This window comes from Selenomonas sputigena, assembly GCF_026015965.1.
Lineage (GTDB): Bacteria > Bacillota > Negativicutes > Selenomonadales > Selenomonadaceae > Selenomonas.
Genome location: NZ_CP110383.1, coordinates 2,379,168 through 2,397,454 on the forward strand (window position 1 = coordinate 2,379,168; position 18,287 = coordinate 2,397,454).

Here is an 18,287-nt window from a genome sequence, read left to right on the forward strand (position 1 = left end):
GGGTGGCATGATGTTTTCCTCTTTCGCCCTGCACCATGCGTGGCTCATACCGCTCCTGCCGGGAATTGCCTTCGTCCTCGCGGGCTTTCTGCGCGCCCTGGGGCGCCTTGCGGCGGCGCTCGTCGTGGCCGCAATCGCCGCGAGCTTCGCGCTCTCAGGCGGCGTGATCGCCGAGGTTCTCTCCACGCCGATCACGGTAGAAGCGCCGTATGTCGCGAAGACCGCTTGGATGACGGTCGGCAGCCTCGTCCTGGAGATGGGCGTCCTCGTCGATCCCATCACGGCGATGATGCTCTTCGTCGTCACGACGGTATCGCTTTGCGTCGCCATCTATTCCGTCGGCTACATGAAGGACGATCCCGGCATGGGGCGCTTCTTCTCGTTCATCTCGCTCTTTGTCGCGTCGATGCTCGGGCTCGTGCTCGCGTCGAACTTCCTGCAGCTCTACGTCTTCTGGGAGGGCGTCGGACTCTGTTCGTACCTTCTGATCGGTTTCTACTATCAGCGCGTATCGGCGCGGGAGGCCGCGAAGAAGGCGTTCATCACGACGCGCGTCGGCGACTTCGGTCTGCTCCTCGGCATCCTGCTCTTGCAGATTCACTTCGGCACGCTCGACTTTTTGAACCTGCGCATGCTCGTGCCGCTTGAGGTCTTGACGCTCGGCACGGTATTCTTGACCGTCGCGGGCTTCCTTATCTTCATCGGGCCGATTGGAAAATCGGGCCAATTCCCGCTGCACGTCTGGCTGCCCGACGCGATGGAAGGCCCGACGCCCGTCTCCGCGCTCATTCATGCGGCGACGATGGTCGTCGCGGGCGTCTACCTCGTCGCGCGTTCCTATTTCATCTTCGCGGCGTCGCCCTTCCTCATGGATTTGATCGCCTGGGTCGGCGGTTTCACGGCGATCTTCGCCGCGAGCATCGCCTTGACGCAGCGCGAGATCAAGCGCATCCTCGCCTATTCGACGGTCAGCCAGCTCGGCTACATGATGCTCGCGCTCGGCGTCGGCTCGCTGACGGCCTCGATGTTCCATCTCATGACGCACGCCTTCTTCAAGGCGCTCCTGTTCCTCTCGGCTGGCGCCGTCATGCACGCGCTCGCCGACGAGGCGGACATCTTCCGCATGGGCGGGCTCTGGAAGAAGATGCCGTGGACGTTCGCCGTGATGACGATCGGCGTTCTCGCGATCTCTGGTCTGCCGCCTTTCGCGGGCTTCTTCTCGAAGGATGAGATCCTCTTTGCGGCGGCGGAAGTCTCGACGCCGCTCTACGTCCTCGCGACCGTCACAGCTTTCATGACGGCGCTCTACATGGCGCGGCTGCTCTTCGTCGCCTTCCTCGGCGACTGCCGCACGGGCACGGCGTACCACGCGCACGAAGCGGGCTGGTGGATGCGCTTGCCGCTGCTCATCCTCGCGGCGCTCGCCGTCGTCAGCGGCTTTTTGGGTCATGCGTGGGGCTTCGGCTCTTGGGTCTACTTTGGACACGCGCACGAGGGCGCGATCGATCCGACGGTCGCCGGCGTTTCTACCGCTTTGACGCTCCTCGCGCTCGCCATCGCCTACCTCGTCTATGTGAAGAAGGTCGTTTCTGCCGATGCAATCGCAGAACGGCTCGGCATTTTCTACACGCTCAGCTATCACAAATACTACATCGACGAGATTTATGCGGGGCTTCGCAAGGTCTTCGTCGACGGCTGCGGCAGGGTCTTCTACTGGATCGACATCTACATCGTCGACGGCATCGTGAACCTTCTCGCGCTTTTTGTACGCCTCTTGAGCGGCGTCCTCTCCTTCTTTGAGACGGGGCAGACGCAGTTCTATGCGACGGTCGTCATCGTCGGCGCTGTCCTGCTCGCGCTTCTGGGTGTTTACTGTGCGGGCGGCACAGCTTTCGTGGGAGGTGGCTTCTGATGGACTTTCCCGTTTTGTCGGTCATCCTGCTCACGCCGTTGGCGGCGGCGCTTCTCCTTTGCTTCTTGAACCGCGAGTCGCGCTCCGCCATCCGCATCGTGGCGGCTGCCGCCATGGCGTTCTCGTTCGCTCTTTCCGTTTGGGCGTACTTCGGCTATGACCTCGCGGCGGGCGGCATGCAGTATACGGAGCGCGTGCCGTGGATCACCGATCTCGGCGTTTCCTACGCGCTCGGCGTCGACGGCATCTCCTTGCCGCTGCTCCTCTTGACGGAGCTGATCGGCGTGTCGGCGGTCTTTTCCTCGTGGCATGTCGAGGAGCGCTCGAAGGAGTTCTTCATCCTGCTGCTCATCTTGATCGCAGGCGTCACGGGCACCTTCGTCGCCAACGATCTCTTCATCTTCCTCTTGTGCTACGAGGTCGTCGTCATCCCGATCTACATTCTCGTCATTCTCTTCGGCTCGACGAAGCGCGTGACGAAGGAATACGCGGGCATGAAGCTCACGATCTACCTGCTGCTCGGCTCGGCATTCCTGCTCGTCGGCGTCGTCTGGCTCTACCTCACGGCGTTCCCCGCAGGAAGCCGCACGTTCGACATGCAGATGCTCGCGCTCGCGGCGCAAGGAGGACACTTCAGCCCGGGCTTCCAGATCGGCGCATTCTTACTGCTCCTCATCGGCTTCGGCTCGCTGCTTTCCATGTTCCCGTTCCACAGCTGGTCGCCCGACGGCTACGCGGGCGCACCGACGGCGGTGTCGATGATTCATGCGGGCGTTCTGAAGAAGATCGGCGGCTACGGCCTCATCCGCATCGGGCTTCTCGTGCTGCCTTTGGGTGCGAAGTTCTGGGCGCCCTTGATTGCGTTCCTCGCGATGTGCAACGTGCTCTACGCCGCTTACATCGCGCTCGTGCAGAAGGACTTGAAATACGTCGTCGGCTACTCGTCGGTGTCGCACATGGGCTATGTGCTCTTGGGCTTCGCGGCATTGAATGTCGTCAGCGTTTCGGGCGCGGTTGCCAACATGGTGGCGCACGGCGTGATGAGCGCACTCTTCTTTGCGATGATCGGCTTTATCTACGAAAAGACGCATCTTCGCACGGTTGACGATCTCAAGGGGCTTGCCTACCAGATGCCGCGCCTCGCGACGGGCTTCATGCTCGCGGGCATGGCGTCCTTGGGACTGCCGGGACTCATCGGCTTCGTGCCGGAGTTCACAATCTTCGTCGGCGTATTCGCCGAGTTCCCGATTCTCGCGGTGCTCGCTATCGCCGGCATCATCTTCACGGCGCTCTATGTGCTGCGGCTTCTCGCCAAGGTGCTCTTCGGTCCGGCGGACAAGAAGTTCGACGCGTACCGCGACATGCGCGGCGCGGAGCTTGTGCCGCTCGTGCTCTTGGGCGTCGCTCTCGTGGGCTTCGGCGTGTTCCCGCATCTCCTCATGGGGCTGATTTCGACGGGGACGGAGCCTTTGCAGCCAATGCTTGACCAGTTGAGCCGGATCGGCTTCTTTTTAGGGGGGGACTGAGCATGGATTTTTCAGCAATCGGCATGGAGCTTGGTCTTCTTGCGCTCGCCCTGCTCTTTTTGGCGATGGGCGTGCTGCTGCCGAAGAAGGAATCGCGCACGAGTCTCGCGGCGATCTCGGTCGTCGCGCTTCTCGCGCTCTTCGCCTACGGCTTTTCCTTCTATCGGGGCGGCGAGGCGGCGTCCTTCTACGCGGGGCTTTACGTCGTGGACAATTACGCCGTCTTCTTCAAGCAGCTCTTCATTTTGAGCGCGGCGCTTGTCGTGCTCTTTTCGAGCGACTATGTCGAAAGGCTTCTGCGCTCTCGTGCGGAGTTCTATGCGATCCTCGTCTTCGCCGTGCTTGGCATGTGCGTCATGGCTTCGGCGAACGACTTCCTCACGCTTTACATCGGGCTGGAGCTTATGACGATCTCCTTCTATGTGTTCGTCGGACTCCGCCAGCGCGATGCGCTTTCGAGCGAGGCGGCGATCAAGTACCTCGTCTTGGGCGCGGCGGCGTCCGCGATCCTCTTCTTCGGCGTCAGCCTCATCTACGGCGCTGCGGGCAGCCTGCGCTTTGCGGCGGTCGTGAGCAGCCCGCAGCTCTTCACGCCGCTCGGCATCGTCGGAATGGCGCTCGTCTTTGCCGGCATCTTCTTCAAGCTGTCGATGATACCGTTCCACATGTGGGCGCCCGACGTCTACGAGGGCGCGCCCGCGCCTGTCGCCGCGCTCCTCGCCATGGGGTCGAAGGCGGCGGCTTTCGCCGTGCTCCTGCGCCTTGTCTTGGCGGTATTCCCGCCGTTGGGTGGCATGTGGCTCTCGCTTTTGGCCATTCTCGCTGCCGTCTCGATGGTCGGCGGCAATGTCATGGCGATCGTGCAGGACGATGTGAAGCGCATGCTCGCATATTCTTCCATCGCGCAGGTCGGCTACATGCTCGTCGGCGTCGTCGCGGCGGATGCGGCGGGCATGAAGGCGCTGCTCTTCTACCTCGCGCTCTACGCCTTTGCGAACATCGGCGCTTTCGCCGTGCTGACCGCCGTCGAGGCGCAGCGCGGCAAGCCCGACATGGCGAACGTCGCGGGACTCGCGAGAACTGCGCCCGTCCTCGCCGCCGTCATGACGATCTCGCTGCTCTCGATGGCGGGCATCCCGCCGACGGCGGGCTTCGCCGGGAAGCTCTACCTCTTCACGGCGGTCGTCGATCAGGGCGGCCTGTGGCTCGCCTTCGTCGGCTTCATCATGTCGATGATCTCCGTCTACTACTACCTGCTCGTCGTCAAGGCGATGTACCTCGGCGAAGGCCCGAAAGAACCCGTAAAGATCTCGGGCGCACTTCGTGCCTGCGTCCTCGTGAGCGTCGCTCTGACGCTCGCCCTCGGCGTCTATCCCGAGCCTTTGGCGAACCTCACGAACTTTGTGGCGGCGACGTTCTTTTGACGGATGGGAGAAAACAGCCCTGCGGCTTGTGCCGCAGGGCTGTTTTGCTGGGGGGCGTGCCTTCCGCGCACGCTGTCACGCACATGGTTGACAGCAATGCGTTTCCATGCTATACTTTGTTACAGTGAAGGAAGAGATTTTGGGGAAAATGCCATGAGTTTTAGATTTTTCCCGTGGACAAAAGTTTCCTTGATATTACAGGGGTTGCGGACGTTTTCAGCCGATTTTGGCGACAAAAAAATCCCGCGGGGTTGCGGCGATTTGCCAAAAAGAGCGATCCGTTTAGAAAACCCGCTTCTGGGTTCAGCTGTCCCAAGGGCTGTGAGGGACGGTATTGCATGCAATCCATACCGCTTGCGGTATTGAAACTCCATTTTCCGTCCTTATCAACCACAATCTGCCAAATTGCATGCAATCCATACCGCTTGCGGTATTGAAACTCATCGATGTCCTCTCTAACATCAACGAGATCATCCATTGCATGCAATCCATACCGCTTGCGGTATTGAAACACGAATTCTGTTTGGGAGAGCGTATAATGTCCTGATTGCATGCAATCCATACCGCTTGCGGTATTGAAACACCGTCACGGGATGGCCTTCGAAGCCTTCAAACTCAATCGTATTGCATGCAATCCATACCGCTTGCGGTATTGAAACCGAAGGGAATAGTTCCCCTCCATTTCCAGATAGCCATTATTGCATGCAATCCATACCGCTTGCGGTATTGAAAAAGGACAGATTCGTGCAGAATCCCTAAGAGGATGAAAAGAAGCCCTGCGGCAGAGCCGCAGGGCTTCTTTTGTTATGGGTCACTGTCCGTATTTTGGGGTGCAGCCCACTTCAGCCAGTCGGGGTCTTCGTGGTCGAGATACTTGTCTGAAAGCGTGAGTATCTGGTAGATCAGCTTGAAGTTTGCTTTGTCAAACACGTTGGCTAACCAGAGCCGCATACTTCGCACGCTCGTCAGCCGGAATTTGCAGCACATCCATCGCCTTTTCTACGGAAAAATTCATGCTGTGCATCACGTTGCGGATGGAGGTGGTCAAGCCTTCCTGTCGTCCTTCCTGCCGTCCTTCCTGTCGTCCTTCCTGCCTTCCATCCGCTCTCGCCTCTTCAGCGCGAATCTCTAAGGCGCGTTCCTGATTCCAAGCAAAATTCAACATATCGAAGACCTCCTCCTGCTTCTGACGAAAATAATCCTCCAGATAATTATGTGCGATACAGTATCGCACAGACTCGCTTATAGCAGTTTCAAGCGCACTTCCGCTCTTGAGCCTTTCTCTCACCTTGGCGACGAAAACGCTGTAGCTTTTGAGCGCATGGCTTTTTTCCAGGATCGGACGATTCGGCTTGTCATTGATATTGAGGACTTTGACTGCAAGATCTATGTCTCCCCTGTAGTCATCAAAAGCATCTGACAGGTGCAGCGTCCATAGATCTGGCATTTCCACCTCACCGTTGTAGAATACATAAAACTTCGGTGCAGGCAAGGGGATCAATCTTTTCCGATAGACCGCATCGGCATCCACATAGCGACGATAGATTTCTGCCAGATACATGAGCATTCTCAATGGCATGTTCGCATTGATCGTGCTTTGATGCTCGGTCAGGAGAACATGCTGATTGCCGACGATAAAACCTACGTCATTCTTGATGCCTGAGAAAAGCGTTTCATTGATCGTGGCGAGCGTTATATCGCTGGCTGTCGTTTTAATGCCAAGAAGCGCCTCATAGATTTCTGGCAGTCTGTCTGCGTTGTTGAAGATGTCGCGAAAAAGAGAATCCCGGTATGCACGCTGCGGTTTCCTCATCGAACTGCCCCCCTTTATCATATTATACTATAAGCCGCGCCATCCGGACAAGGAGTGTTGGTGGTTTCGGCTGTATCATCCTGCGCATCGAAGCGCTCTCGACGCCCTCATGTACACGGTTGACAGCGGACATATTTCCATGCTATACTTTGTTACAGTGAAGGAACGAATTTCGGGGAAAGTGCCATGAGTTTTAGATTTTCCCCGTGGACAAAAGTTTCCTTGATATTACAGGGGTTGCGGACGTTTTCAGCCGATTTTGGCGACAAAAAAATCCCGCGAGGTTGCGGCGATTTGCCAAAAAGAGCGATCCGTTTAGAAAACCCGCTTCTGGGTTTAGCTGTCCCAAGGGCTGTGAGGGACGGTATTGCATGCAATCCATACCGCTTGCGGTATTGAAACGCTTATAATCCCGCTTTTGCAACAATGGAAGCATCAGATTGCATGCAATCCATACCGCTTGCGGTATTGAAACAAAATCTGTTATGATTGACCATGGAGATGGTATTCAATTGCATGCAATCCATACCGCTTGCGGTATTGAAACACATCATCGCGTTTGCACGCCTCTTTAACGATGGTTATTGCATGCAATCCATACCGCTTGCGGTATTGAAACTTGACAAAGCCGCCCTGCCGACTAAAGCGCGGCCATTGCATGCAATCCATACCGCTTGCGGTATTGAAAAAGGACAGATTCGTGCAGAATCCCTAAGAGGATGAAAATAAGCCCTGCGGCAGAGCCGCAGGGCCGGTATATGTATGCAGTTTTCCTAGCAGTGTATGTGTCTTTCGAGCAGCGGCAGCGCTTCCTCGAAAGGCGTCCTTAGATCCTGTGCCCGCCGGGCTTGCTGTATCCTTCTTCCTCCATGACGTTCCTCATGGCCGGCCTCGCGGCAAAGACTCGTCCGGACGCTCACCGATACTCGCGAAACCGCGTGAAGACGAAGCGGCTGATCTTGCGTGCCGAACCGTCTTCCGCCTGCTCCTCGATCGCCTCCCTGCGGCTCGTTGCCGCAAGGACAGTTACGCCCGCCGCACGCAGGAGGTTCACGAGATGGTAGACGTAGGTGAACTCGCCCTGACACAATACGGCGCAAGGCTTCTCCGCCAAGATCTTCGCGGCATTCTCCGCAGCGACTTTCGCGACGCGCTCCTCGTCCCAATCCGCCCCGATGTCGGGAAACGGCAGATCCTCGATCTCGCCCCAAGTGCGCGCCGCCTCTTTCTGCGCCGTCGGCCACTTCGCCGAGGCATGGTTCGTATGGTTGATGAACATGCAGCTTCCTCCTATGCGTTTCTAAGCCTTTCGATGTAGGCGGCGATCTCTTCTTCCAGCCGGTCGTTTTCCGACGCACCTTGATTTCTGCGAGCCGTAGGCGCATTTTCGGCAGCGTGGTTCGTATCGTTGCGACCTTGGCGGATGAAATAGAAACCGCGCAAAAAATCGACGGCTTCCTCCGTCGCCTTCTGCGTATACATCAAAAGTTTCCCGTGGCCCGATAGCATCCTGCGGTAGCAAGCTTCCCGGCGCAGCCATTTCTCTTCGGGAGATTGTTGCTTCTTCGCGGTGCGTCTCTTTCTGGAGGTTGGATTTTTTCTGGCGCACGCCTCTCCACATTTCTTGCCGTCTATGCCCAGCGCGGTGAAAATATCCTCATTCGAGCTGCCTGCCAAGCGCCGCAAAATCTCTTCATGAAAAAACTTCTTCTTCGGCGATGGATGCAAAATGGCGATGGTACGGTCGATGATGGCATTGCGCGTGCGGAAATCTATCTGTCGCAAATCATAGTTCCGCCATTTGGAGGCGATTTCATCGTAAGCGGCAAAAAAACTTTGCACGCCTCGTTTCATTTCCGGCGGCAAGTCCTCGACTCTTGTGCGAACTCCGCTGCTCAGTATCGTGCGAAGGAGGTTCGTCATTTCCTTGAAGGAAGCGTTATGGAAATCTCCTTCTGGAACAGACGTCGTCGGCGATTTCACTTCTTTGCTTTCCGTCACCTGGCCATACGAATTGATGAACTCCTGCTGCCAGCTCCGCATTCCCGCGCCGGAATCGCCGCGCTCTTGGCATTGCTCGATGACCTCTTCATCCTCCGTATAGCAGATTTTCTTCTCCACCAAGATCGCCGGAATCCACTCCGTGCAAAGTGTCATTGCTTGCTGCAGGAATTTCTTCTGCACGCACCACGCGATGATGTCGAGGCGACGATCCGATTTCTCGCCCGACGCATTCTTGATGACAGAGCCGTATTCTCCCTCGATGACGCCGAGGATGTGCGAGAACATCTCCTCTTCGATGGAAGCGGGCTTCGACTGGCGAAAGGCGCGAATCTTCTCGGCGAGATCGGTCATCTCGTCTTCGATGACGCTCGTGCGGCAGATGCGTATGGCGTCGGAAAAGCGCCGCATGGCGGCAAAGAGCGTGGAAAAATCCTCGCTGTGACGCGGACTGCGGCTGAAATACTCCTCCAGAGCCTGTACACTGCCGTACTTCTGGAACTCGTCCGCACCCGCGACGAGGTCGAACATGCGGCGAATATCATCCGTCAGATGAACGCGGCTCTCCCCGCCCCGAACAAGATCCGAATATACGACATGCCCCATGCGGATGCCCATGTACTTCGACAACTGCATGACGACGAGCAGCATCATCGCCGCATAGCGAAAGCCGCCCGTCATATCGGCATGAAGGACGAGCTCTGCCTCAGGCTCTTTTTCGTGCACGCGTTCGGCAAAGGCGCGAACACGCTCCGCGATGCCCGCAATGCTGCGCATCGAATCCTCGATGCCCATTTTCGAATATTCGCTGTCCTCGAACACCTGCGCGAGCTCCGGGTACTTCCTCGCGCTCTGCGCCTTCAAAAGCTCGACGGCGGACATCGACTCAGAACCGTATTTCTCCATCAGTGCCAGCCAATCTGCCGAATTCCGCGTCACCTTCTCGCGCGCTTGATCTGTCTCGATCAGAATGATTTTCGCCAAGCCGCCTTCCGCCCGCAGCAGAGACTGCAGCTGACAAACGGCGGCTTCGTTCGTCTGCATGCACGAAAATATCTCCTTCCCATCGACGCTCCGATATTCGACGTTCGTCGGATTATTCGCCAACTGACTCACGAAAGCCACCATCACATGAACATTTTTCGTCATAGAATCCTTCCCCCAAAAAGCCACTCGCAAATGTATTTCCAGCAGTCTGTCTGCGTTGTTGAAGATGTCGCGAAAAAGAGAGTCCCCGTATGCATGCTGCGCTTTCCTCATAGAACGGCTCACTTTTTCATATTATACTATAAGCCGTGCCATCCGGACAAGGAGTGCTGGTGGCTTCGGCTGCATCATCCTGCGCATCGAAGCACTCTCACCGCCCTCATGTACACGGTTGACAGCGGACATATTTCTATGCTATACTTTGTTACAGTGAAGGAAGAGATTTTGGGGAAAATGCCATGAGTTTTAGATTTTTCCCGTGGACAAAAGTTTCCTTGGTATCACAGGGTTTGCGGACGTTTTCAGCCGATTTTGGCGACAAAAAAATCCCGCGAGGTTGCGGCGATTTGTCCAAAAGAGCGATCCGTTTAGAAAACCCGCTTCTGGGTTCAGCTGTCCCAAGGGCTGTGAGGGACGGTATTGCATGCAATCCATACCGCTTGCGGTATTGAAACATAAAAGATGTTTTTTATAATGAAAGGAGTGGTTTATTGCATGCAATCCATACCGCTTGCGGTATTGAAACATGATCACTTCTCCTTTTCAAAATAAGAATAAACAAATTGCATGCAATCCATACCGCTTGCGGTATTGAAACGCCGCCGTATCGGCGTGGCCGATATACGACTCAAATTGCATGCAATCCATACCGCTTGCGGTATTGAAACCTTGCACGCCTCTTTAACGAGGGTGGAGGTCAAGTAAATTGCATGCAATCCATACCGCTTGCGGTGTTAACACAAAGGGGCTGTCGCACATAAATCATGTGCGGCAGCTTTTTTCATGCATAAAAAAGCCTCCGCCCTAGCAAAAGGGAGGAGGCGGGTGTAAAAAAAGAGGGCTGTTGCATGAGTCGAATTCGACTCATGCAACAGCCCCTTACGCTAAACCTTCAGGACATACGTTCAGCCACTAACCGAATCAGATCTCCGCGTCAGTGGATCTCAATCTGCTTGCGTTGAGGCTCGCCCGCTGTTTTTGGCAGCTTCACCTGCAGTACACCGTCCTTGAACTCCGCGTGGATATTCGCTTCGTCGATGCCGTCGATGTAGAACGAGCGGCTGACCTCGCCCGTGTGACGCTCACGGCGGATGTAATTGCCCGCCTCATCCTTCTCGTCCTTCGACTCGTCGTGCGAGGCGGCAACGGTCAGATAGCCGTTTTCATAGTGCAGAGCGACGTCTTCCTTCTTCATGCCTGGCAGATCGGCAGTCAGTTCGTAATGATCGTCCATCTCCTTGACGTCCACCTTGAAGGCGGCAGCGCCCCAATTCGCGGCGGGAAAGCCGTCGCGGAAGAAAGAATCGCGCATCGCGTCGAAGAGTGCGAACGGATTCGCGCTGCTGCGCTCCGCGAGATCATGACGTCCGGCAAAAGGTACCAGTCCAAACATAACAATCAACTCCTTGAAATTCATGCGGCGGCACGGCTCTCTATGCCGTCGTTCATTGTTTGCATTACCGAAGGTGTTCTTTACCATGAAGCCCCGAGAGGTCAAGCCGAAGGCGCAGACCGATCGGCTAGGCTTCTGTAAGGCGTGAGGACATATGTACAGCGTGCCTCCTTGATGACACCGTTGTCAGAAGCGGCGGTGGAAGCAAGTCCTGCCGCTCTGCTTCACGGCTGAACATATGTCCTGAAAGTTTGCTCACCTTCTGATTCTTATTATATACATAAAAGTCAAAAAGTCAATAGGTCAAAAAGAAAAAGTTTAATTTTTTTGCCGCTCATCCTTGTGGATACACGCTGACTTCCACGAGATTGCCGTCGGGGTCGCGCAGATAGATGCTGTCGATGCGCCCCCGCGCTCCCGTGCGCTCGACGATGCCGAGTTCGATGGGGGCGCCCTTCGCCTCAAACTCGCGCTGGATGTCCTCGATCGATCCGTCAGCAATCAGACAGAGGTCAAGACTGCCGCAGGTCGGATGCTTTGCGGCAGGTTGGAACTCGCCCTTTTGCACATGGATGTTGAACTTCGCATTGCCGAAATGCAGCGCATGGCGGCCGTCCCTTTCGCGATGCTCCATGCCGAGCACGCCTTCGTAGAAGGCAAGGCATTGTGCGAGATCCTGCGTCGTGATGACGATGTGGTCGATGTGCTTGATGGTCATTCGAGACTCTCCTTTCGAGCAGATAGATTATTCATATTTATTCTACCATAGGTTTCTGACAAATGGAATATCTATCATCCTGCATTTGCCATAATGATTCAGTCTTGGAAAGTCCACTAATATCCTGTATCTCCGAGAGTCCCATGAAGCTCTTTTGTATCCAGAGGCATAAGCATAATTTATGCAACTGTGTATAAAATGTATTTGCGAGAAAATTCCCGTTATAGTATGCTTAAAATGTAGGATGTAACACGGACATGCGGCTGCCGCAGGAAAGCGGGCAGCGCAGACGGGAGGTTTTCCAATGACCAAGGCAGAGTGGCAGGGATTCAACGGCGGACTTTGGCAGGAGGAGATCAATGTTCGCGACTTCGTGCAGAGGAACTACACGCCCTATGACGGCGCAGAAGATTTCCTCGCCGCGCCGACGGAGGCGACAAACCGCCTCTGGCAGAAGCTGCAGGAGCTGCAGCGTGCCGAGCGCCGGAAGGGCGGCGTGCTCGACATGGACACGGACATCGTCTCGGGACTGACCTCGCACGGCGCGGGATATATCGACGAATCGCTCAAAGATCTGGAACGAATCGTCGGCCTGCAGACGGACAAGCCGTTGAAGCGTGCCTTCATGCCCTACGGCGGCATCAAGATGGCGGAAGAGTCGTGCAGGAACTACGGCTACGAGCCGAGCGAGCGCCTGCACGAAATCTTCACGAAGTACCACAAGACGCACAATCAGGCAGTCTTCGACGCCTACACGCCGGAGATTCGCCGCGCGCGCCACAGCCACATCATTACGGGCCTGCCCGACACCTATGGCCGCGGGCGCATCGTCGGCGACTATCGCCGCGTCGCGCTCTACGGCATCGATCGCCTCATCGAGGCGAAGAAGGCCGACCATGCGGAAATCGGTTCGGACGGCGTCATGTCCGACGACGTCATCCGCCTGCGCGAGGAAGTGGCTGAGCAGATCCGTGCGCTCGGCGGCATGAAGGAGATGGCGGCAATCTACGGCTTTGACATCTCGCGTCCTGCGCGGACGGCACAGGAGGCCGTACAGTGGCTCTACTTCGGCTACCTCGCCGCCATCAAGACGCAGAACGGCGCGGCGATGAGCGTCGGGCGCATCTCGACCTTCCTCGACATCTACATCGAGCGCGACATGAAGGAAGGCAGGCTCACGGAAGCTGAAGCGCAGGAGCTGATCGATCACCTCGTCATGAAGTTCCGCATGGTGAAGTTCGCGCGCATCACGAGCTACAACGAGCTGTTCTCGGGCGATCCCGTCTGGGCGACCCTTGAAGTCGCAGGCATCGGCATGGACGGGCGCTCCATGGTCACGAAGAACGATTTCCGCTTCCTGCACACGCTTGAAAACATGGGGCCTGCGCCCGAGCCGAACCTCACGGTGCTCTACTCCGAGGCTCTGCCTGAATCGTTCAAGCGCTATGCGGCGAAGATCTCCATCGACACGAGTTCCATCCAGTACGAGAACGACGACGTGATGAAGCCCGCGTGGGGCGACGACTATTCGATCTGCTGCTGCGTCTCCGCCACGCAGACGGGCAAGGAAATGCAGTTCTTCGGCGCGCGCGCCAACCTCGCGAAGTGCCTGCTCTACGCCATCAACGGCGGTATCGACGAGAAGACGGGCGAGCAGATCGCGCCGGCTTTCGCGCCCGTGCGCGCGGACGTGCTTGACTACGACGATGTGCTGGCGAAGTTCAGCCGCATGATGGAATGGCTCGCCTCCGTCTATGTGAACGCGCTGAACCTCATCCAGTACATGCACGACAAATATTATTACGAAGCGGCGGAAATGGCGCTCATCGACACCGACGTGCGCCGCACCTTCGCGACGGGCATCGCAGGCTTCTCGCACGTCGTCGATTCGCTCGCCGCCATCAAGTATGCGCGCGTGCGTCCCGTCTACAGCGAGCGCGGCTACGTCGTCGATTACGAGGTCGAGGGCGACTTCCCGCGCTACGGCAACGACGACGACCGCGCCGACGACATCGCGCGCTGGCTCCTCAAAACCTTCATCGAGAAGGTTCGTGCCCGCCACACCTACCGCAACTCCGAGCCGACGACCTCGATCCTCACGATCACCTCGAACGTCGTCTACGGCAAGTATACGGGCGCCATGCCCGACGGAAGGAAGGCATGGACACCGCTCGCGCCCGGCGCAAATCCGAGCTACGGTGCGGAAAAGTCGGGGCTGCTCGCCTCCTTGAACTCCGTCACGAAGCTACCCTACGAGTGGGCGCTCGACGGCATCTCCAACACGCAGAGCATGACGCCCGAATCGCTCGGACACACGGAAGAGGAGCGCATCGATCAGCTCGTGCGCGTGCTCGACGGCTACTTCACGCAGGGAGCGCACCACCTCAACGTCAACGTCTTCGACCGCGCGAAACTGCTCGATGCCGTCGACTACCCCGAGAAGGAAGAATATCAGAACTTCACGATCCGCGTCTCGGGCTACGCCGTGAAGTTCATCAGCCTCACGCGCGAGCAGCAGATGGACGTCATCGCACGCACCTTCCATGAGGCCATGTGACGGCGTGCCGTTCGGCCGCATCCGCTCCGTCGAGAGCTTTGGTTCGGTCGACGGCCCCGGCCTTCGCTACATCGTCTTTCTTGCGGGCTGCCGCCTGCGCTGCCTCTACTGCCACAACCCCGAGACATGGGGCGCTGCGGGGGCGGAGGAGAAGAGCGCCGAAGCCGTGCTCGCCGCCGCGCTGCGCTTTCGTCCCTATTGGAAGGGCGGCGGCGGCATCACCGTCTCGGGCGGCGAGCCGCTCGTGCAGGCGGACTTCGTCGCGGGACTTTTCCGCCTCGCAAAAGAGGCGGGCGTCTCCACCTGCCTTGACACGGCGGGCGAACCGTTTTCGCGCACGGACGACGCCGTCCTTCGCGCCGTCGCCGCAAGCGACCTCGTGCTGCTCGACATCAAGCACATCGATCCCGAGAAGCATGAAGCGCTCACGGGCAGACGCAACGAGAACATCCTCGACTTCGCACGTTATCTGGCCGAAGAAAAAAAGCCCGTATGGCTGCGCCACGTCCTCGTGCCCGGCCTTACGGACGATGCGCTTTCACTCAACTGCCTCGCACGCTTCGTCCGAAGCCTCGGAAACGTCAAGCGCTTCGAGGTTCTGCCCTATCATGCCATGGCGCGAGCGAAGTATGAAAAACTTCATATTCCCTACCCGCTGCCCGAGACGCGCGAGCCGCGTACCGATGACATCCGACGCGCCGAGGAAATCCTCGGCACCGCCGACTATCAAGGCTGGCGAAGGAAATAGGCGCTCCCTGCCGCAGCAGCTTTTCGCTGCTGTGGCAGGGAGTTTTGCTTACAGCGAATCTTACAATTTGATTTTTTAATTATTCATATTATTCTCTCTTCATATTTTTATCTATATTTTACCGGTTTGCCATGTACCGCAGATTACACGAAAGGGTTTTATGCTATCCTTGTAGAAAGGATATAAAAGGACTAGGATTCGTAAAGATTCAACAGAGAAAGGGGAAAAATAACATGAAAGTATCATGGAAGAAACTCCTCACGGCAGCAAGCGCCGCGCTTCTCTGCGGCGCACTCCTCACGGGCTGCGGCGGTTCGGGCGGCTCGGGCGGCTCCGATGGCTCGGGCGGCGGCATGCTCGGCAGCAAGAGCCTCGGCCCTGACGCGCCGAAGGAAGTCGTTGCCCAGCTCAAGCTTGGCGACAAGGACGTGCCGCTCTACGAGTACAAGGGTGCGGCGCTCCCCGAGAAGCTTCAAGGCTTTCATTCCAACCTCGCCGTGACGAAGGACGCCATATACGGCATCAGTTTCGTCGCCGCAAGCAAGGAATTCCATCTGCAGAAAATGAACCTCGAGAATGGCGCCATCACCTCGGTGGAAGATCTCGGCAATGTAGAAAATGAGCCGATCACTTCAGATGGCACAAACATCTATTTCATAACCAAGAAGGACGACAACATCGGCGTCTATGACGGCAACGCCGTATCGAACTTTAGCAATAAGGACGCGGCCGTCATACGCGCCATTTTCGGCGAGAAGACCGCCTATACGAGCGGCACTTTTGTATCACGCAGCGGCATCATGGCCGGCACGATCTCCAAGGACGGCACGAAAGACATGAAGTCCGTGCTCCCGAAAGATGAGTTTGCCAAACTCCAAGATGCCAAGGATGCAAGTGCAGAAAAAAATTCGTTCCTCGCCTGCGCAGATAAAGACGGCTTCTACATCACGACGCTCGCCACGCATGGTGGGGACAGCGGAAAGTGGACCGAGCCTCTGCACATGTACGGCCCGGACGGCAAGAAGATCCGCACCTTCGAGTGTAACGAAGGCATCCCCGATTCGGCGGAAAAGCGCAAGATTTCCGAGCGCCAATCCATCGCGACGAAGGACTACGTCGTGTTCTACGATAGAGGCTTCCTGCGTGTCTTCAACAAAAAGGACGGCAAGTATGTCGGCGACGTCGAGCTGAAGATCAACGGCAAGAACATTGAGCCTGCCGGCGCCGCAGTCGACGATGAGAACCACATCTACTTCATCGATCACAAGACGGACGCGAACATCTACCGCATCGACCTCTGATAACGAAGGGGGCGCTTCCATGTCAGCAAAAAAATTCGCTTGGGAAAGAGCGCGGACGCTCGTGTCCGTCCTCTGCCTCCTGCTCATTACAGTCTTCATGACAGGATGCTTCAAGGGCGAAGCGAACCTCACGATCCGCGCCGACGGCTCCGCCGCCTTGAAGACGCGGCTTCTCGGCACGGATTTCCTCAAGGAGGCGATCATCGAAGCGACGAATGAGATGAAGAAGAAAGACTCTGCCGCTGTCGTCAAAGAAATCAGCGAAGGCGACAAGACGGGTTTCGAAATCACTTCGGAATACCCCGACATGAAGACGCTCGCCGAAAAGGGCGGCGACCTCTTCACGCGCCGTGACGGCAAGGCGGCGGGCATCCAGCAAAAGAAGACGTGGTTCTACGACGCCTACGCACTCGATCTCTACGCAGGCCCTAGTGAAACAGGAAATGATGCCAATGGCGACGATCCTGCGGCTGCCGCCATGATGAAGGGCTTCCTCGATCAGATCCATTACGAGTTCTGCCTGACGCTTCCTGAAGCACCCGAAAAGCACAATGCGGACCGCACGGAAGACGGCGGAAAGACACTGCGCTGGGATCTCGCCCCGACGCTCACCGCAGGCGGCGACAAGCACATACAAGCGGAATTCCGTCTGTGGAACAAGCCGCACATCATGCTGACCGCCGCAGTCGCCATCGTCTCCCTCGCGCTCGCCGTCCTCTGCTTCATCCTCAGGCAGAAGAGCGCACCAGAAAAGCGCGGTATGAAGCAGATCCTCGCCATCGTCTTCGCCGTCCTCGCGCTCGTCGTCTTCGCCTTCTCCGCATGGCAGCTGACAGCGGCTTTCGGATTTGCAGCAGAGGATTCGATCTCGCCCGCATACGTCAAGGACGTGGCAAAGTAATCGGCGGCATCGAGCCGATCTCCGACAATAAGAAAGGATCTTCTCTATGAAAATCAGAGCATTCTTTTTTACGCTGCTCCTCGCATTCCTCCTTATTCCCGCCGCAGGCGGTGCAGCAGGGCTCGCGGACGAGGAGATGGAGCTCGGCGGCATTCGGCTCGGCGATACGATGGAGGAGGTCGAGGCATTCTACGGCGAAGGCGATCACATCGCGGACGGCGTGACGGAGTGGGGTGGCACGACCGTCCACATCTTCGCTTGTGACTACGGCGATTCCCTCGTCGTGCAGTACCGCGATGAAGGTGACGCCTGCCGCGTCATCAGCGTGCATCTCGGCGTGAACGACGTGAACAAGTACAGCCAAAGGCCGTCCGATGAGGCTAAGATGATCGAGACGCCGAGCGGCATCCATCTGGACAGCACGATTGAGGACTTGGAAGCTGTCTACGGCTATATCCCCAAGCCCGAATGCGGGCATACCGCACCGCCCGTCTGCGGCTATTTCTACGACGGCGCAGACGCCGTGCTCGCCTTCTACATCTGCCGGGAGTACAGCCCCGGCATCCGTTCGATCTGGCTGCACGAGAAGTGGACATGAGATAGGGTATTCCTTTATACAAAACCAATCGGTCTGCGCCTTTTGGCTTGACCTCTTGGGGTTTCATGGTAAGCTACACGCACAAACGTCCACTTTGTGGACATTGTGCGCCGCCCTTACAGAAGCCTAGCCGATCAGCCTGCGCCTTCGGCTTGACTTCTCGGGGCTTCATGGTACACTCTGAATATG

The 18,287-nt window shown here is 57.1% G+C and carries 13 protein-coding genes and 3 CRISPR repeat arrays; of the genes, 8 read left to right on the plus strand and 5 right to left on the minus strand.

Features of this window, described 5'->3' with window-relative positions:
* Positions 1-10: 10 nt before the first annotated feature.
* The 3 genes from nuoL to OL236_RS11415 are packed head-to-tail and all read left to right on the plus strand — an operon-like array spanning position 11 to position 4,862.
* On the plus strand, positions 11-1,912 hold the full coding sequence (gene nuoL / locus OL236_RS11405; protein WP_265071825.1) for an NADH-quinone oxidoreductase subunit L: 1,902 nt from the start codon (positions 11-13) through the stop codon (positions 1,910-1,912).
* Positions 1,912-3,438 carry a complex I subunit 4 family protein gene (locus OL236_RS11410; RefSeq protein ID WP_265070709.1) on the plus strand — a complete coding sequence of 509 codons (1,527 nt, stop codon included), beginning with the start codon at positions 1,912-1,914 and terminating at the stop codon, positions 3,436-3,438. The genes nuoL and OL236_RS11410 overlap by 1 nt, the downstream gene beginning before the upstream one ends.
* A 2-nt stretch (positions 3,439-3,440) precedes the next feature.
* Positions 3,441-4,862, plus strand: coding sequence for an NADH-quinone oxidoreductase subunit N (locus OL236_RS11415; protein WP_265070710.1), 1,422 nt, complete (start codon positions 3,441-3,443; stop codon positions 4,860-4,862).
* Positions 4,863-5,195: 333 nt separating this feature from the next.
* A CRISPR array of direct repeats spans positions 5,196-5,595; the repeat unit is 36 nt; unit sequence ATTGCATGCAATCCATACCGCTTGCGGTATTGAAAC.
* A gap of 189 nt (positions 5,596-5,784) precedes the next feature.
* Here OL236_RS11415 and OL236_RS11420 read toward each other — a convergent pair.
* The 5 genes from OL236_RS11420 to OL236_RS11440 form a co-directional block, all read right to left on the minus strand.
* Positions 5,785-6,675 carry an Rpn family recombination-promoting nuclease/putative transposase gene (locus OL236_RS11420; protein ID WP_265070711.1) on the minus strand — a complete coding sequence of 297 codons (891 nt, stop codon included), beginning with the start codon at positions 6,673-6,675 and terminating at the stop codon, positions 5,785-5,787.
* Positions 6,676-7,041: 366 nt separating this feature from the next.
* A CRISPR array of direct repeats spans positions 7,042-7,364; the repeat unit is 36 nt; unit sequence ATTGCATGCAATCCATACCGCTTGCGGTATTGAAAC.
* Between the two features lie 227 nt (positions 7,365-7,591).
* Complete coding sequence (locus OL236_RS11425; RefSeq protein WP_265070712.1) at positions 7,592-7,954, minus strand: CRISPR-associated protein; 363 nt, start codon at positions 7,952-7,954, stop codon at positions 7,592-7,594.
* Between the two features lie 11 nt (positions 7,955-7,965).
* A complete protein-coding gene (locus OL236_RS11430) occupies positions 7,966-9,825 on the minus strand; it encodes a TM1812 family CRISPR-associated protein (protein WP_265070713.1) in 1,860 nt (619 codons plus the stop codon).
* 476 nt (positions 9,826-10,301) lie between these two features.
* Positions 10,302-10,623: a CRISPR direct-repeat array (repeat unit 36 nt; unit sequence ATTGCATGCAATCCATACCGCTTGCGGTATTGAAAC).
* A gap of 193 nt (positions 10,624-10,816) precedes the next feature.
* Positions 10,817-11,275 carry an Hsp20/alpha crystallin family protein gene (locus tag OL236_RS11435; RefSeq protein ID WP_265070714.1) on the minus strand — a complete coding sequence of 153 codons (459 nt, stop codon included), beginning with the start codon at positions 11,273-11,275 and terminating at the stop codon, positions 10,817-10,819.
* A 334-nt stretch (positions 11,276-11,609) separates the two neighbouring features.
* A complete protein-coding gene (locus OL236_RS11440) occupies positions 11,610-11,993 on the minus strand; it encodes a VOC family protein (RefSeq protein WP_009645312.1) in 384 nt (127 codons plus the stop codon).
* Between the two features lie 304 nt (positions 11,994-12,297).
* Between OL236_RS11440 and pflB the strand changes: the two genes are divergently transcribed.
* The 5 genes from pflB (at position 12,298) to OL236_RS11465 (ending at position 18,098) form a co-directional block, all read left to right on the plus strand.
* Entirely contained in the window at positions 12,298-14,550 is a 2,253-nt protein-coding gene (pflB, locus tag OL236_RS11445) for a formate C-acetyltransferase (RefSeq protein WP_265070715.1), read from the plus strand.
* Positions 14,537-15,298: a pyruvate formate-lyase-activating protein gene (gene pflA / locus OL236_RS11450; RefSeq protein WP_265070716.1), complete on the plus strand. Its 762-nt coding sequence runs from the start codon at positions 14,537-14,539 to the stop codon at positions 15,296-15,298. Before pflB ends, pflA begins: the two co-directional genes overlap by 14 nt.
* A 233-nt stretch (positions 15,299-15,531) precedes the next feature.
* Positions 15,532-16,599, plus strand: a complete 1,068-nt coding sequence (locus OL236_RS11455; RefSeq protein ID WP_265070717.1) for a hypothetical protein — start codon at positions 15,532-15,534, stop codon at positions 16,597-16,599.
* Between the two features lie 19 nt (positions 16,600-16,618).
* Entirely contained in the window at positions 16,619-17,500 is an 882-nt protein-coding gene (locus tag OL236_RS11460) for a hypothetical protein (RefSeq protein WP_265070718.1), read from the plus strand.
* 46 nt (positions 17,501-17,546) lie between these two features.
* Complete coding sequence (locus OL236_RS11465; RefSeq protein WP_265070719.1) at positions 17,547-18,098, plus strand: hypothetical protein; 552 nt, start codon at positions 17,547-17,549, stop codon at positions 18,096-18,098.
* Positions 18,099-18,287: the final 189 nt, after the last annotated feature.

Bases quoted from the DNA above. Each gene is read 5' to 3' on its own strand.
- OL236_RS11425 (WP_265070712.1), bottom strand. From the start codon at position 7,954: ATGTTCATCAACCATACGAACCATGCCTCGGCGAAGTGGCCGACGGCG.
- nuoL (WP_265071825.1), top strand. From the start codon at position 11: ATGTTTTCCTCTTTCGCCCTGCACCATGCGTGGCTCATACCGCTCCTG.
- OL236_RS11420 (WP_265070711.1), bottom strand. From the start codon at position 6,675: ATGAGGAAACCGCAGCGTGCATACCGGGATTCTCTTTTTCGCGACATC.
- OL236_RS11435 (WP_265070714.1), bottom strand. From the start codon at position 11,275: ATGTTTGGACTGGTACCTTTTGCCGGACGTCATGATCTCGCGGAGCGC.
- OL236_RS11415 (WP_265070710.1), top strand. From the start codon at position 3,441: ATGGATTTTTCAGCAATCGGCATGGAGCTTGGTCTTCTTGCGCTCGCC.
- OL236_RS11440 (WP_009645312.1), bottom strand. From the start codon at position 11,993: ATGACCATCAAGCACATCGACCACATCGTCATCACGACGCAGGATCTC.
- OL236_RS11410 (WP_265070709.1), top strand. From the start codon at position 1,912: ATGGACTTTCCCGTTTTGTCGGTCATCCTGCTCACGCCGTTGGCGGCG.
- pflA (WP_265070716.1), top strand. From the start codon at position 14,537: ATGAGGCCATGTGACGGCGTGCCGTTCGGCCGCATCCGCTCCGTCGAG.
- OL236_RS11460 (WP_265070718.1), top strand. From the start codon at position 16,619: ATGTCAGCAAAAAAATTCGCTTGGGAAAGAGCGCGGACGCTCGTGTCC.
- OL236_RS11465 (WP_265070719.1), top strand. From the start codon at position 17,547: ATGAAAATCAGAGCATTCTTTTTTACGCTGCTCCTCGCATTCCTCCTT.
- OL236_RS11455 (WP_265070717.1), top strand. From the start codon at position 15,532: ATGAAAGTATCATGGAAGAAACTCCTCACGGCAGCAAGCGCCGCGCTT.
- OL236_RS11430 (WP_265070713.1), bottom strand. From the start codon at position 9,825: ATGACGAAAAATGTTCATGTGATGGTGGCTTTCGTGAGTCAGTTGGCG.
- pflB (WP_265070715.1), top strand. From the start codon at position 12,298: ATGACCAAGGCAGAGTGGCAGGGATTCAACGGCGGACTTTGGCAGGAG.